This is a genomic window from Streptomyces sp. 2A115, assembly GCF_052245575.1.
Lineage (GTDB): Bacteria > Actinomycetota > Actinomycetes > Streptomycetales > Streptomycetaceae > Streptomyces.
The window spans coordinates 1-15,135 of record NZ_JBQQCG010000096.1; the positions used below are offsets into that span (position 1 = coordinate 1).

Genomic DNA, 15,135 nt, shown 5'->3' on the forward strand with positions numbered 1-15,135 from the left:
CAAGGAGAGTTACGCGGTGGCCCGCCTCCTGTTCAGGGAGCGGTAGTCACCCGTGGAAGTGCGCCCCGGGCAGATGCCCGCGCACTCCCGGCCGCTGATCCCGTACACCACGACGAGGGACACCATCCTCGCCCAAGGCTGCGCGTCCCAGAATGCGCCCCTCTCTGCACACCAACGACAAGTACTTCAAGGGCCGGATGCGGGACTTCCGCCTCTACGATCACGCCCTGACCCCGACCGAGGTCCGGGACAGGGCCGACCAGCCCGCGAAGCACTGGGAGCAGCTGCAGGAGCTGGCCGACTACAACTGCGCCCTCGCGTATTTCAATGACCCCGTAATCGGCCCGGTGATCGTCTTCCCGTCGGACTACGCCGGTGACCTGAACAACCTGCAGACGCCGACCGACTGGACCGACTCCTCCGGGCAGACATCGACAAGCTGGCCCACGCCCACCACCGCGAAGAGCCCTACGTTCACCGCTGCCCAGATCAAGGAGATCATTGATGCGGCCTACGAGCGGATCGCACCTGACGACGATCAGACATACAGAGTGTCGGTCGGCTACGACGGGATGAGCGACCGGATGGTGGTGGCCACCGACGCTCCGGCCTCGGTCACCGGTCCTCTGCTGAGCGCCTACCCCGGCAAGATCACCCTCCAGGCATACCCAGCCTGACAGGCGATCCTGATCGGCTGAAACCAGGAGGGGCCCGGGTCTCCCCAGGCCCCTCCTGTCGGGATCATGCCCCTTCTCGTGCAACAGCGTTGCTCTTGGCGGGCGGCCTCGCCGGCAATGGACGGCCGTTTCGCGTGCGGTGGCGGAGGACCGAGGTGATGACGTGGAACTGGGCGGAGGACATCGGGATGCCGCGCTCACGGTCCGTCTTCTGCGGTGACACGGATGATCTCTCCGGTGATCCTCGCTGAGGACGCGCGCCGGTGACTGGGCAGCTGACCCCAGCCGAACGGACGGTCAACCGTGCGCCGGTTATGTCCCGAACGCCCGTCGAACGCGGGATGGCACGACTCAAGTCCTGGCGCGTCTTCCGAAGATCACGACGCAGCCAGAATCGAATGAGGCCAATCGCCAAGGCCATCCTCACCCTGGAGGGGCAGCGCTGAAAACGCTTAATGATCAAGCCGAGTGAGGCACCCCCCCGGATCCAGGACGTTACGAGGTGAGCTGCTGGTGCCCTATGACGGAGAGCAGTTCGAGTTTGCTGTGGCTCTCCGTGCCGGGGCGGGTGGTCAGCACCACCAGGGTCTGGGCGCGGTTCTCGGTGTACAGGAGCTGGGCGTCGACGTCGATGCGGCCGAGTTCGGGATGGAGGATGGTCTTGCAGTCGTCGTAGCGTTGGGCGACTTCCTGAAGTTCCCACATGCGGACGAACTCGGGGCTGTGTTCCTGGAGTTCGGCGAGGATCCGGGCGGCTCGGGGAGTGTCGCTGCCGGCCGTCAGCGCGGCCCGCAGGCGTGCCGCCTGGGCGCGGCCGTGGCGTTCGTGGGTCTCCTCGGGAACCATCAGGCGTTCGGCCGGGTCCATGAACCAGCGGTAGTAGCCGCTGCGGGCGAGGTCGGTGTGGCGGGTCTGGTCGCCGAGCAGCGCGACGGCCACGGGGTTCATCGCGAGGGTGTCGAGCAGGTCGGTCTGCACCATGGCGGGGGAGTCGTCGAGGCGGTCCAGGACCCGCAGCAGGGTCGGGCTGACGTGCTCGGAGCGGTGGAGGCGGGCCGGGGCGTTGTGGCCGATGAGGACGAAGAGGTGGTCGCGTTCGTCCAGGGTCAGTCGCAGGGCCCGGGCGAGAGCCGCGGTGATCTGGACGGAGGGCTGCGGAGCCCGCTGCTGTTCCAGACGGGTGTAGTAGTCGGTGGACATGCCGGCGAGCTGGGCGACCTCCTCGCGGCGCAGCCCCTGTGTACGCCTGCGTGGCCCCTCGACTAGCCCGACGTCGCGGGGCCGCAGCGCCTCACGCCGGTGCCGCAGGAATTCCGCCAGTTCCTTCTTGTCCATGCCCCCATCCTCGCCGCATCCCGCCCGGCTATCCAGAGACCACCGATCCATGGCTGAGCACCCCTCTCCCACCCGCGCAAGGCCGCTCATACGGCCGACGCCAATAGCGCTCGCGGCGAGACGATCCGAGGGTCACCCGACCTGCATGACCCGCTGGGGCATTCGACTGTCGGCGGTGCGCCGCAGGACGCCGGTATGGAAGACGGCCTGCGGCGACGGTCCCCCGTCGACGACGCTCTGGACCGGCGCCGGGCCTCGTCGCCCGGCCCGGCCCGTCTGACACGACGATGTTCGCCGTGTCAGACGGGCGCTCGCGTGCCCCTCGGCACTCAGGACGTGCCGGTCGCCTCCCGTGCGACGGCCGGGGTGAAGCCGAAGGCGCTTTCTTGTCGTTCCGCGTCTTCAGCGAGGACCTCCCGAGGCGGTCCAGCTCGCGTGCGTCCCTGATGTGGCCCCACAGGACCTGCCCGCGTGCTGTTGTTCCGCGTCGGTCACTACAGGTCGGTCAGCTGCCGCTGATCATGGCGAGGACATCGTCGTAGGTGCCGGTGGCCACCGCGTCGCGGATGAACCTGGCGGGCTCGACGACGATCTCCTTCGCGTCGGGCTGCTCGCGCAGCAGGTCGAGAGCCTCGGTGAGGAAGTCGTCCAACGGCATGGCGTGGTCGTTGTCCTGCTGGCCCATCAGGCCCGTGCGCACGCCCGGCGGGGCCATCTCGATCACCTGGATGCCGGCGTCGGCACCGGCGAGCTGGATGCGCAGGCTCTCGGAGAAGGAGTGCAGCGCGGCCTTGGTCGCGCTGTAGGTCGGGGTGCTCGGGTACGGCACGAACGCCAGCGCGGAGGTGACGTTCATGACGACCGCGTCGTCCTTGCCCGCGAGCAGGGGCAGGAAGGCGTACGTCATCCGGATCGTGCCGAGCAGATTGGTCGCGACGTGATCCTCGGCGACCGTGAGTTCGGCCGGGTCGAGGAGGTTCTCCCGCTGCATGATGCCGGCGTTGTTGACCAGGACGTTCAGTCCCGGGTGGCTCGCCGCCACGGTCTCACGGGCCCGGGCGATCGAGTCGGGGTCGGCGACATCGAGGACGAGGGCGTCGATGCCCGGGTGCTCGGCCGTGATCTCGTCGAGGAGTTCCTTGCGTCGGCCTGCGACGATCACCTTGTTGCCGGCCTCGTGCAGGCGCAGGGCCAGGCCGAGGCCGATGCCCGAGGTGCCGCCGGTGATCAGGATCGTGTTGCCGGTCATCTTCATGGGGGTCTTGTTCCTTTGGTACGGCGGGCCGGGGAGCGCCCGCAGCCTCGAATGTATGGGCGCCCGCGCAAGGGCGGGAGAGGACGGTTTATCCATGGATCGGCGGTCCCCGGCTGAGCAGTAGAGGACACCACTGCAGCCGGTCAGCGCGTCCACACCGGGCGCCGCGCGTCGCACACGGGGACGCGGTAGCCGAGGGCAGTACGCGCCGCCCGCACGCTGTGCGCAGCCCGGACACGGGCCCGCTCACGGAAGCGGCCCCGAACTCGGGCGCGGCCCTTGCGTCACCCCGCATCACGTCGCGTACGCCCCGGCAGGAACGCCGCGATGACGAGGCCCAGCAGCGCCGCCCCCGACGCGATCAGGAACGAGGTGCGGAAGCCGTCCAGCGTGGGCACCTCGGTGCTCCCCATGGGCTGCGTCGTGCTCGCGAGGACGACGCCGACGACGGCGCTGGACGTCGACGTGCCGATGGAACGCATCAGCGAGTTCAGCCCGTTGGCCACGCCCGACTCCGAAGGGTCGACGGCGCCCAGGATGAGCGGGGGCATCGCGGAGTAGGCGACGCCGACGCCGCTGCCCGCGAGGACGGCGACAAGCACGATCTGCCACACGGCGCCCAACAGCGCTGTTCCCGCCAGATACGCGACGGCGAGCAGCACGAGCCCCGTCATCAGCGAGACCTTGGGCCCGCGCGCGGCCGACAGCCGGGCGGCGAGCGGGGAGACCGTCATCATCGCGAGGCCCATGGAGGCCGCGCAGACGCCAGTGGCGACCATGGACATCCCCAGCCCGTACCCGGTGGACTCGGGCAGCTGCAGCAGCTGCGGCAGGACGAGCGTCACCGCGAAGAACGCGAAGCCGACGGTGATAGCGGCCAGGTTGGTGAGGAGGACCTGGCGGCGCGAGGCGGTGCGCAGGTCCAGCAGCGGGTTCTTGGTGCGCAGTTCGAAGAGACCCCACAGCAGGAAGATCACGACGGCGGCGGCGAAGAGCCCCAGCGTGGTGGCGCTCCCCCAGCCCCAGTCGGCGCCCTTGGAGATGGGCAGCAGCAGGGCGACGAGGCCGAGGGTGAGCCCGAGCGCGCCGATCAAGTCGAAGCGGCCGGGGGTGCGCTGCGCGCTCTGGGGGACGATGGCGAAGATCGCGGCCATGGCCACCGTGCCGATGGCGGCGGCGCCGAAGAACAGCCAGTGCCAGTCGAGGTTCTGGGCGACGAGCGCGGCCAGGGGTATGGCTAGCGCGCCGCCGACGCCGAGGGAGCTGCTCATCAGCGCCATCGCCGATCCGTGCCGCTCGGGCGGCAGTTCGTCCCGGATGATGCTGATGCCGAGCGGGACGGCGCCCAACGCGAAGCCCTGCACGGCGCGGCCCACGACCATCGGCATGAGGTCCGAGGTGAACCCGCTGACCAGTGAGCCCAGCACCATCAGCCCGAGGCTGACCAGGAGGAAGCGGCGCTTGCCGTAGAGGTCGCCGAGCCGCCCCATGATCGGGCTGGCGACGGCGCTGGACAGCAGCGTCGCGGTGATCACCCAGGCGGCGTTGGACGTCGTGGTGTCCAGCAGCCGGGGGAGGTCGGCTATGACGGGGACGAGCAGGGTCTGCATGACGGCGACGGCGATGCCGCTGAAGGCGAGGACGGGGACGAGCCCGCGCCCTGCGGGAGTTCCGGTGGTCGGGGGGACCGGTATGGCCGATACCGGAACCGAGTCGTCGCTCTGGGGCATCGCGCCGTCATGGTCAGTGTCCTGGCCGGTGGCCAGGGGGACTTGAACCATCCGGTGGTCTTCCGGGGGTGATGCGAGAGGTCGGTCGCGCTGTGGCCGGTCGCTGTCGGGGGTGACGTCGGCGAGTTCGACGCGGGAGCGTTTCATGGTTGGGGTGTCCTTGCTGCCGGCCCTGACGAAGGGCCACGGAAGATGCGTTGTGCGGCGGAGGGGCAGCGGTCAGGTGGCCTGCGGGTGTGCGCGCCGGGGGAACGCTGGTGGTAGGTGAGGGGCGCGGGCTGATCTTGCCCGGCTCGGCGGTGGTGACGTGGGTGAGCAGGACGGTGTGGTCCCCGGCCGTGACGTACTGGTCGACCTCGGCGGCGACTCAGGCCACCGAACTCGGCAGGCGCGGCAGGGCCTCGCTCGCCGACCAGGCGATCCCGTCGGATTTGTCCGGGCCCGAGCGGGTGAAGGCAGTGGTGAGAGCGGCCTGGTGCACGCCCAGGATGTTGAGGCCGAAGCGGCGGGTGCGGCGGACGTGCGCGAGGAGTTGGGAGTGGTCGTCCAGCGACACCAGCACCATCGGCGGCGTAAGCGATGCGAGGCGAAGGAGCTGACCGTGGTGCCTTGCGGGCGATCGCCGTCCATGGCGGTGACCGCGGCGACCGGGGATGCGACGGCCATGGCGTCGCGGAACACCTGCGGGGTCGCGGTGCCGGACGACTGGGCGGTGCCGGACGGCGCAGCGGTGGCGGGCTGCGTGGTGGTGGTCATGAGCGGGCCGGCTTGGTGAGGCGCGGGTCGAGGCCGTACTGCTGGTGGGCGCCGAGGTTCTCGCGCAGGGTGGGGCCTTCGTAGTCGTCGTGGAACAGGCCGCGTTCCTGCAGGATCGGGACGACCTGGTCGACGAAGGCGTCGAAGCCGTCGTGGTAGCTGTCGACGGCGATCGAGAAGCCGTCACAGGCCCCTGCCTCGAACCACTGCTGCATGTGGTCCGCCACGTCGACGGCGGTGCCGGCGACCACCGGGTGGTAGTCGATGACGCCGTGGGCGAGCACATCGCGCAGACTCCAGCCTTCCCGCGCCACTTCGAGGGCGCGGGCGGAGCGCGGGTCGTGCGGGCTGGGTAGGGCGTCGGCGAGCTGGTCCGCGGTCAGCGGCTCGTCGAGTTGGCCGGGGCCGAGCGGGAGGCCGATCATGGCGCCGAGGTAGCGGACGCGCTGGTTCAGGTCGACGACCTCGTCGAGGAAGCGGCGCCGTTCCAGGGCGGCTTGGCGGGAGGGGGCGAGGGTCGGCATGAAGCCGGCGAGCATCTTCACCTCGTCCGGGTCGCGTCCGGCGCGTTTGGCGGCGTCCCGCAGGGCCTGGCGCTGGGCCCGGGCGTCCTCGATGGTGTACGGGTTGGCGTAGACGCCGCTGGCGTAGCGGCCCGCGAGTTCCAGGCCGTAACTGCCGCCGCCTGCCTGGAAGATGACCGGCTGGCCCTGCTCGGACGGGGGGATGGGCAGTGGGCCGCGGGAGGCGGCGTGCTTGCCCTGCAGGTTGACCGGCTGGATCTTGTCCATGTCGGCGAACCGCTTGCCGTCGACGTCGAGCAGCCAGGCGTCCCTCTCCCAGCTGCCCCACAGCCCCTGCACGATCTGGATGACCTCGTGGGCGCGCTCGTACTTCTCCGCGCGCGGTGGGATCGTCGCGCCGAAGTTCGCCGCGGCGGCGGGGTCGGAGGTGGTCACGGCGTTCCAGCCGGCCCGGCCGTGGCTGATCACGTCCAGGGCCTTGAACTGGCGGGCGAGATTGTAGGGCTCGGTGAACGTGGTGGAGGCGGTGGTGACCAGGCCGATTCGCTCGGTCTCGCGCGCGAGGACGGTCAGGATCAGCAGCGGGTCGATCATGTGGTGCGGGGCATGGTGGGCGAGGTCGACGTCCAGGACCGGGGTGTCGGCGATGAACAGCAGCTGGATCTTGCCGCGCTCGGCGGCTTGCGCGTACCGCACGAACTGGTCCATGTCGGTGTAGCTGTTCAGGTTCGCACCCGGCAGCCGCCAGGCCCCGGGTGCGGCCCCGTATCCGCCGCTGAACTGCATGCCCAGGACCATCTGCCGGCTTGTCATTGCTGCTCCTCCGAGCGAGGTGAGAAGAGGGGGAGGGTGGGGGGTACGGCTGGTTCCTGCGCCGAAAGCGTGAGCGTGCTCGGACCGCCCGGGCGATGGCGGGTGCCGGGCCCGGGCCCACGCGCCGGGTGGCTTCTGCGGACGGACTACTGACCGTCGAGGACGCCGGGGGTGCCGTGCAGGACCACGCTCTGCTGGAGCGGGATGCGTGTTCTGCCGAACGCGTTCACCGGCGCCGCCGGGTCGCCCGTGCCGAAGGAGATGCCGAACAGCAGCTTGAGGTCCTCGGGAACATCCAGGAACGCGCGGACGGTGTCGGCATAGATCCCGAGCATGGTCTGTGGAATGCCGGCGAACCCCCGGGACGCCAGTGAGAGCAGGAAGTTTTGCGCGTACATGCCGATGTCGCCGGCCGTCCGCACTCCGTCGCCCAGGGCCGGCATGAACAGGAAGGCGACATGGGGAGCGCCGTAGAACTCCAGGTTCTCGCGGACCGCCGCACTCCTGCCTTCCCGGTCCGAGCGCTCGATGCCTCGGGTTCCGTAGTAGCTCGCGGCCAGGGCCTGCGCCCGCTCGAGGTAGATGCCTTCGCCGTAGTCAGCGGTGAAATCCGGGGAGGTGCGGCCCTCCTCATCGGCCTTGAGCAGTTCCTTGGCCAGCGCGTCCCGCTTCGCACCCGAGACGACGTGCACGGCCCACGGCTGGGTGTTGCTGTTCGAGGGGGCCGTCTGCGCGTCTTCGAGCACGCCTCGGATGTCCGCAGGGGACAGGGAGGCGGGCAGGAACTTGCGGGGGGAGTGCCGGGAGCATGCGAGGTCGGTGAAGGGCGATGCTGTGCCGGTCAAGGCGTTTCCTTTCCATGGCGCGCAGTCACCGCCATGGCGGCCGGGGCGCAGTGCGGTTGGCCCTCCAAGGAGGCAGCCGTCGTAAGGGCCGGGTGCAGGACGCACTTTGCGGGTACCGGTAGGCGTGCGGATGCTCGCAGGTGGCGGCACGGCAAGGCTGCAGGGCGCAGCGCGGGGGGACTGCGCGCTCTTCGTGTTCGTCTTTGGTGGTCGTGGCGTGTTGGGTGTACGTGGCGTGCCGCCGGGGCCGCCTTGGTGCCGTTCCGTGCATGAGGGCGGTGGGCGGATCAGCGGTGGGCGGATCAGCGGTGGGCGGCGCGGTTCATCTCGACGCCGTCCTCCAGGGTGGCGAAGCGCTCCGGGCCGCTGTCGCGGATTCGCCGCGCCGACGCAGGAGCCTGCTGTCAGTCCCGGATGCCTGCCACCTCAACCTCGATGGCTTCGATGCGGCCCGTCGCATCCATAGAATTACCAAGGCGCTTGGGGTTTGTATCCGAAATGAGCAGGTAGAGGGTTCGCATTTCCGGTCCGCCGAGCGTCAGATCCACAGCGAAGTTTCCACCATCGGGATATGCCTCGGTGTCCGCGGCGATCCGAATGATGTCGGTAACCTCGCCGCCATCACGGGCACGGCGAAATTCACCAATCCACGGAAAGGCCGCCCATACCGCACCCTCACTGTCGAAGCAGATGCCATCGATGGTCTCCGTGTCCGGTGACCCGAATTCAGCGAACACGCGCTGGTCCACCAGCGCACCGTCGTCCGCCACGGTGAAGGCGGTGAGTCTCGTCCGTGGTGCCCGGAACGATTCTGCGACGACCAGGGTGCGCCCGTCGCCCGAGATCGCGATGCCGTTGGGGAATATGAGGTCCTCGCCGCCCGTGTCGATCCGGCCATCGGGGTGGCGGACAACCAGACTGACACCAACAGGATCTTCGCCGAAAACGTACCCTTGCGGACCGATATATGCGCGGCCATCCCGGTCCACGGCCATATCATTTGGATGGAACGCGACCGGCGCAAGATCAGCGAGTTTCTCCGGTTTGGCATCTCCAAGGCGCAGCAGTTGTGCGTCGTCGATGGCTACAACCATTGGCGCCCCGTCAGGGCCGAAACCGAGACCCGAAGGTCGTCCCGGCACATCGGCGACAACTTCGGGTCGCCCGCCAGGGGAAAGGCGATAGACCTTGCACCGGGTCATGTCCGAGAACCACAGCGCCCCATGATGCCACCGGGCGCTCTCGAGATAGCCGAGGCCACCCTGCGCCACAATACGCCGAGCGTCAGCGGACAGTACCCTTGGTGAATGACTCATATATCCTCTTTAATAAAATTGCGGTATCGGACGCCGGTGGATCAGAACTGAGTGAGCCGGAGTGTCTGGCGTTTTACGCCTGGGTGTTCCGCTGGCGGTAGCCGCTCGCGATGAGCGTGCGGAGCCGGTCGAGCGACTCCTTGTCGGCGCCGTTGCCCTTGATCCAGGCGATGGAGCAGGCCGCGAGGAACAGGTCGTTCCCCCGCACCGACGCGCGCACGCGCCCCGCGCGCTGCGCGGCCCGCACGTACTGATCGGTGGCGGAGATGAGGATGCCGCAGGGGATGGTGAGCGGGTTGTCCGGCTCCTGCGCCCGGGCCGCGGCCATGAGCGGGTCCGGCAGTCCGCTGAAGGCGCTGAAGTAGTCCTCCATCGCCCGCAGCCACTGCTCCAGCGCCTCGGCCGGGTCGCTGAGCTGATCGATGTCCGCCTGGCGGGCCACCAGCTCCTCGGAGCGCGTCTGCAGCACGGCCGCCAGCAGCGCTTCCCGGGTGGGGAAGTGCCGGTACAGGGTGCCGGGCCCGACGCCCGCCTCCTTGGCCACCGCCTCCAGGGAGGTGCCGACCCCGTGCTGCAGGAAGTGACGCTGCGCGGTCTCCAGGAGGGCCGCGCGGTTGCGCTGGACGTCCGCGCGGGGCTTGCGTCCCCGCTGTTCGACGGCGCTCATGCGCCCTCCTGCCTGCCGTGATCGTGCGGCCGCACCAAAACGGATGCTGCCTCCGTACGTGTTCGAGAGTAAAGCGGAGGCGGCATCCGGTCAAATCGGTGGTCCGACCACGGAGTCCGGACAGAGCAGGGGGCCGACATGCCTGGCCGCATGGCCGGCCCTGTCACCGGGCCGTTCGCACACCGCCTTGGTGGACGCCACTGATGAAGGACGGGTGCGCGCAGTGGCCATTCCTAGCCGCATGGCAGTGGCACGAGAATGCTCGGCATTCCCGTCGTCGCCGACCGTGTGGCTCAGACCGTCGTGGCCCGGCATCTGATGCGCAGGGTGGAGCCAGTTTTCCACCCGGACAGTTTTGGATACCGGCCCGGACGGTCCGCTTTGGACACGGTGGGAAAATGCCGGGAACGCTGCGCACCAGCGAAGAGTGGGCGGTGGCGCACGCCGCGTTCCACGAGGCCCTGATCAGCGCATGCCAGGTACCTCTTCTACTGGACTTCTGTTACACCCTGCGTGCGGCAACCGAACTGTACCGGCGCTGGTCGGGACCGGCCGCCGCCACACTGGCGGCCACACGCGACGTGGCCGGCGAGCACCTTGCGATCACGGAAGCCGCAGCGGCACGGGACGCGGACCTTGCAGCCAAGCTGCTGGCCGAGCACTACCAGCGCACCCAACAAGCGCTGCTCGCGGGCGGCTTCACGCAGCCTGACCTGCCGAGGAACGCGACATCTGCAATCCGGGACTGACATCGGCGGCGGTCTTTTCCGGGGCCCCGCACGACGGGAGACGCGGGCCTTATTGCGCCATAGGTCACCAGCCAACGGTTACGGCCCGTCGGCCATCGGGTGGCGACTCGCCAGTCGGTGACAGCGTGACCGGTTGCGGGCGAAGACGCGTCCACGCCCAACTTCTCGGTGACAGCGGAATTCAGGCCGGCGTCCAACGGTCACACCCTCCGGAACGGCTACTGCCTGGGACCGGCGCATGGTGGGCACGAGTCGGGACGTCAGCTGCGTACGGCCCGCGCGATCTCCTCCGCTGCCTTCCGAACCCGCTCGACGGACTCCTTCACGATGCCTTCGCGGTACGTGATGACATTGATGCAGGTCGGCGGGGACTGACCGGCCAGCGGCAACGGGACAGACAGTCCGTAGGCCCCCGGCTCCACCTCGCCGTGCGTGATCGCGTACCCGTCGCGCCGGGCGCGGACCACCGCTTCGGTATCGGCGGGGGTGGGCGCATGGAGAGAGGACAGGGCGTGTCCGGCCGCCCCTCGGTGCAGTGGGTGCCTGCTGCCCTCGCGGAAGGCGAGGTGGTAGTCGACCGACTGCGGGGCGACCACGGCGATGGCCACCGCCTCGTCGAGTTCGGCGACGAGCATGGCGACGGTCGAACCGAGCTCGTCCGCCAGTCGCCGCAGGACCGGGAGGGCCGCATCCCGCAGTACTGTCTGGTAGTTGCGCGCCAGGGCCACGGTGCCCGCACCGGCACGGTAGCGTCCGTCCGCGCCGCGGGTGATCAGATGGAAGTCGACCAACGTGCCGAGCAGCCGGTATGCGATGGTCCGATGGGCGCCGAGCCGCTCGGCGATCTCCTGGACGCTCAGCCCTTCGGGCGCGTCCGTGATCATCTGTAGAGCCGTCAGGCCACGGGCCAGGGTCTGGGATCCGCTGTTGCGTATGGGTGTCCGCTCCCCGCCGGGCTCCTTGATCATGACGTCAGTCTATCGGCGGCCGGGCCGGGCCGGTCCACGGAGCGGCGGTGGCCCAGGGGCGCGGAACGGTGTCCCATGGCGGAAGGGACTGTGCTCACTTGTCGAGCGGAAGCGACTGTCGTCCGTAATCGCCGTGGTCGCACGGAACACCCGGCTTCTCGGGCGGATTCCGGCGATGCTCGCAGCGCGCTGGTCGTGGAGGGGCATCCTGGCAGGGTGCTGAGACCGTGGGCCGGCCGGAGTTGCCGTGCTCCTAGTCGCCTTAGGAAAGCAGGGCGGCGGTCTCTCGTCCCCGGACCCCGGACGGCGTCGTGACCGCCTGATCGGCCTTGCCGACGGGCGAGTGCACGAAGTGCGCAGAAGCGCTCGGCTGAGGAGTCCCAGCCGGGCGCTTCTGCGTGGGCGCCCGGCGCGTTCGCCTGTGTCGCCTTCCGGGCCCTGATCGCGGGGCACAGACGCCGGCCGACCGGGGTTCGGGGCCTCTTCACGCTGTACTGGGGGAGCCGGGGGTGCGCGAGGCCAGGTCCAGGGCGATGTCGGTGATCATGTCCTCCTGGCCGCCGACCATGCCGCGGCGCCCCACCTCCACCAGCACGGAACGCGTGTCCAGTCCGTAACGGGAGGCGGCGGCCTCGGCGTGCCGCAGGAAGCTGGAGTACACCCCGGCGTATCCGAGGGTGAGGGTCTCGCGGTCCACCTGCACCGGCCGGTCCTGGAGTGGCCGTACCAGGTCGTCGGCGGCGTCCATGAGGGGGAACAGGGAGCAGCCGTGGTCCCAGCCCATCAGGTCGGCCACCGCGATGAACGCCTCCAGCGGGCAGTTGCCGGCTCCGGCCCCCTGTCCGGCCAGGGAGGCGTCGACGCGCGTGACCCCGTTCTCCACGGCGACCACGGAGTTGGCCACCCCGAGGCCGAGGTTGTGGTGGGCGTGGATGCCGAGCGTGGTCGCCGGGTCGAGCACGTCACGGTATGCGCGCAGACGTGCGCGTACGCCGTCCATGGTGAGCCGGCCGCCGGAGTCCGTGACGTACACACACTGAGCGCCGTAGGACTCCATCAGCGCTGCCTGACGGGCGAGTTCGGCGGGCTCGGCCATGTGGGACATCATCAGGAACCCGGCGACGTCCATGCCCAGTTCACGGGCCGCGGCGATGTGCTGGGCGGAGATGTCCGCCTCGGTGCAGTGCGTCGCCACCCGCACCGAGCGGATGCCGAGGGAGTGCGCCTGCTTCAGGTCGTGCACCGTGCCGATGCCGGGCAACAGCAGGGTGGTGGGCACGGCGTGCCGGACGGCGCCGACGACGGCCTCGATCCACTCCCAGTCGGTGTGGGCGCCGACGCCGTAGGTGATGCTGGAGCCGGCCAGTCCGTCTCCGTGTGCGATCTCGATGGCGCGGACCCCGGCCGCGTCGAGGGCGGCGGCGATCGTGCGGGCCTGCTCGACGGTGTAGCGGTGCCGGACGGCGTGCATGCCGTCCCGCAGGGTCACGTCCTGGACGTACAGGGCGGTGGGTACGCGGTCGGGCTGTCCGCCTTCGGTCGTGGTCACAGCGACGCCACCTCCTGGGGGCGGTACGAGGCGATGCGCTCGGCGGTGCGCAGCGCGGCGGACGTCATGATGTCGAGGTTGCCGGCGTAGGCGGGCAGATAGTGGGCGGCGCCCTCCACTTCGAGGAACACCGAGATGCGCAGGGCCTCGCCCCCGGTGTCGGCGGCCGGGAGAAGGCTCCGGATCGGATCGTCGGCGGGTACGCGGTCGAACTGCACCTTCTGCTTGAGCCGGTAGCCCGGTACGTACGTCTGGACCCGCGCGACCATCTCCTCGACGGAGGCCTCGACGGCCGCCTCGTCGCAGGAGCCGACCAGGCAGTACACCGTGTCCCGCATGATCAGTGGCGGTTCCGCCGGGTTGAGGACGATGATCGCCTTGCTGCGGGCCGCGCCGCCGACCTTCGCGATGGCGGACGACGTCGTCTCGGTGAACTCGTCGATGTTGGCCCTGGTGCCCGGACCGGCCGAGCGCGAGGAGATGGAGGCCACGATCTCGCCGTAGTGGACGGGCGTGACGGCGGAGACCGCCGCGACGATCGGGATGGTGGCCTGTCCGCCGCAGGTGACCATGTTCACGTTGGGCGCGGTGAGGTGCTCGTCCAGGTTGACCGGCGGCACCACGTACGGGCCGAGCGCGGCCGGGGTCAGGTCCACGACCGTGCGGCTGAGCGCGCGCAGCACCTCGTCGTGACGGCGGTGAGCCCCCGCCGAGGTGGCGTCGAAGACGATCCGCACGTCGTCGAACTCGTCCATCGCCACCAGTCCCTCCACCCCCTCGTGGGTGGTCGCCACCTTCAGGCGCCGGGCCCGGGCCAGCCCGTCGGACGCGGGGTCGATGCCGGCCAGCGCGACGACGTCCAGCGTTTCGGACAGCCGGAGAATCTTGATCATCAGGTCGGTGCCGATGTTGCCCGAGCCGATGACGGCGACCTTGGTACGGGCCTGGGCTGCTGCGTTTGTCATGAACGGTCTTCCTTTGCGGCGTCGGGGGAGGCGGCTGTCTCCGTGCCCGGCTCCGGCTCGGCGAAGGTGACACCGACGCGGCCGAGGCCCGAGATGTGCGCCTCGAACGTCATACCGGGCCGGGCGTCGGCCATCGGGCCGAGGGCGCCGGTCAGCACGACGTCCCCGGCACGCAAGGGGTCACCTATCGCGGCCAGCGTCGAGGCCAGCCAGACCGCGGCATTCAGGGGGCTGCCCAGACACGCGGCTCCGGTGCCCGCGGAGACCTGTTCCCCGTCCCGGGTCATGGTCATCGTCACGCTCCGCAGATCCAGGCCGGTCAGCGACACAGGCGTGCCGCCGAGCACGAAGAGGCCGGAGGAGGCGTTGTCGGCCACCGTGTCGACGATCGTGATGTCCCAGCCGGCGATCCGGCTGTCCACGATCTCCAGCGCGGGCAGTGCGTAGTCGACGGCACGCAGCACGTCGGCCACGGTGCACTGGGCGTGCGGCAGATCGGCGCCGAGGACGAGGGCCACCTCCGCCTCGACGCGGGGCTGGAGCAGTCGTCCGGCCGGCACGGCCCCGTACTCGGGGACCGCCATGTCGGACAGCAGGGCACCGAAGTCCGGCTGGTCCACACCCAGTTGCCGCTGCACCGCTGGCGACGTAAGGCCGATCTTGCGGCCGATCACGCGTCGGCCGCCGGTCAGGGCGCGTTCGATGTTCAGCCGCTGTACGGCGTAGGCCGCCGCGACGTCTCCGTCGGGGAGCAGGCCGCGCACCGGAGGGCAGGGCACGGCGGTACGGGACGCCTCGGCGAGGACGTCGGCGGTCTTGGCGACCGCGGCGGGCACATCGCCCGTGGTCATGGGTACCTCCGGCAGGTGGTCACGAGTGTCTCCGGGGGGTAGGGGGAGGAACGAAGGTCACGACGTACCTCCGGGGATGGAGCACGCAGGCAGGGCCTTCGGAACTCCGGTATAGACGCCGACTCGTTCGGGGGC

The 15,135-nt window shown here is 69.8% G+C and carries 13 protein-coding genes and 2 pseudogenes; 3 read left to right on the plus strand and 12 right to left on the minus strand.

Annotation, left to right across the window (positions count from 1 at the left end; translation table 11 throughout):
* Positions 1-152: 152 nt before the first annotated feature.
* Entirely contained in the window at positions 153-677 is a 525-nt protein-coding gene (locus ACTWQR_RS47205) for a hypothetical protein (protein WP_443233501.1), read from the plus strand.
* Between the two features lie 272 nt (positions 678-949).
* Positions 950-1,123 (plus strand): annotated as a pseudogene (locus ACTWQR_RS47210) (IS5/IS1182 family transposase); the annotation flags it as partial.
* Between the two features lie 49 nt (positions 1,124-1,172).
* Here the strand turns inward: ACTWQR_RS47210 and ACTWQR_RS47215 are convergent.
* The 8 genes and pseudogenes from ACTWQR_RS47215 to ACTWQR_RS47250 form a co-directional block, all read right to left on the minus strand.
* Entirely contained in the window at positions 1,173-2,012 is an 840-nt protein-coding gene (locus tag ACTWQR_RS47215; protein ID WP_443233502.1) for a helix-turn-helix transcriptional regulator, read from the minus strand.
* Between the two features lie 505 nt (positions 2,013-2,517).
* Positions 2,518-3,267 (minus strand): SDR family oxidoreductase, encoded by a 750-nt coding sequence (locus ACTWQR_RS47220; protein ID WP_443233503.1) that lies wholly within the window; start codon positions 3,265-3,267, stop codon positions 2,518-2,520.
* Positions 3,268-3,551: 284 nt separating this feature from the next.
* A complete protein-coding gene (locus tag ACTWQR_RS47225; RefSeq protein ID WP_443233504.1) occupies positions 3,552-5,144 on the minus strand; it encodes an MFS transporter in 1,593 nt (530 codons plus the stop codon).
* A gap of 220 nt (positions 5,145-5,364) precedes the next feature.
* Positions 5,365-5,652 carry a flavin reductase family protein gene (locus ACTWQR_RS47230; RefSeq protein ID WP_443233540.1) on the minus strand — a complete coding sequence of 96 codons (288 nt, stop codon included), beginning with the start codon at positions 5,650-5,652 and terminating at the stop codon, positions 5,365-5,367.
* Between the two features lie 97 nt (positions 5,653-5,749).
* The gene (locus tag ACTWQR_RS47235; RefSeq protein WP_443233505.1) at positions 5,750-7,090 is read right to left on the minus strand and encodes an NtaA/DmoA family FMN-dependent monooxygenase; all 1,341 of its coding nucleotides are present in this window, start codon (positions 7,088-7,090) and stop codon (positions 5,750-5,752) included.
* Positions 7,091-7,236: 146 nt separating this feature from the next.
* Positions 7,237-7,935, minus strand: coding sequence for a nitroreductase (locus ACTWQR_RS47240; RefSeq protein ID WP_443233506.1), 699 nt, complete (start codon positions 7,933-7,935; stop codon positions 7,237-7,239).
* A 563-nt stretch (positions 7,936-8,498) separates the two neighbouring features.
* Positions 8,499-9,251 (minus strand): annotated as a pseudogene (locus ACTWQR_RS47245) (SMP-30/gluconolactonase/LRE family protein); the annotation flags it as partial.
* A gap of 73 nt (positions 9,252-9,324) precedes the next feature.
* A complete protein-coding gene (locus ACTWQR_RS47250) occupies positions 9,325-9,918 on the minus strand; it encodes a TetR/AcrR family transcriptional regulator (RefSeq protein WP_443233507.1) in 594 nt (197 codons plus the stop codon).
* Positions 9,919-10,316: 398 nt separating this feature from the next.
* Here ACTWQR_RS47250 and ACTWQR_RS47255 point away from each other — a divergent pair, with 398 nt between their 5' ends.
* Positions 10,317-10,667, plus strand: a complete 351-nt coding sequence (locus ACTWQR_RS47255) for an FCD domain-containing protein (protein WP_443233508.1) — start codon at positions 10,317-10,319, stop codon at positions 10,665-10,667.
* Between the two features lie 260 nt (positions 10,668-10,927).
* On the opposite strand, the gene ACTWQR_RS47260 is transcribed toward ACTWQR_RS47255, so the two are convergent.
* The 4 genes from ACTWQR_RS47260 to ACTWQR_RS47275 form a co-directional block, all read right to left on the minus strand.
* Positions 10,928-11,635: an IclR family transcriptional regulator gene (locus ACTWQR_RS47260; RefSeq protein ID WP_443233509.1), complete on the minus strand. Its 708-nt coding sequence runs from the start codon at positions 11,633-11,635 to the stop codon at positions 10,928-10,930.
* A 484-nt stretch (positions 11,636-12,119) separates the two neighbouring features.
* Positions 12,120-13,184 (minus strand): 4-hydroxy-2-oxovalerate aldolase, encoded by a 1,065-nt coding sequence (gene dmpG / locus ACTWQR_RS47265; protein ID WP_443233510.1) that lies wholly within the window; start codon positions 13,182-13,184, stop codon positions 12,120-12,122.
* Positions 13,181-14,149, minus strand: coding sequence for an acetaldehyde dehydrogenase (acetylating) (locus tag ACTWQR_RS47270; protein WP_443233511.1), 969 nt, complete (start codon positions 14,147-14,149; stop codon positions 13,181-13,183). Before ACTWQR_RS47270 ends, dmpG begins: the two co-directional genes overlap by 4 nt.
* The gene (locus tag ACTWQR_RS47275) at positions 14,146-15,000 is read right to left on the minus strand and encodes a 2-keto-4-pentenoate hydratase (protein ID WP_443233512.1); all 855 of its coding nucleotides are present in this window, start codon (positions 14,998-15,000) and stop codon (positions 14,146-14,148) included. Before ACTWQR_RS47275 ends, ACTWQR_RS47270 begins: the two co-directional genes overlap by 4 nt.
* Between the last annotated feature and the right edge of the window lie 135 nt (positions 15,001-15,135).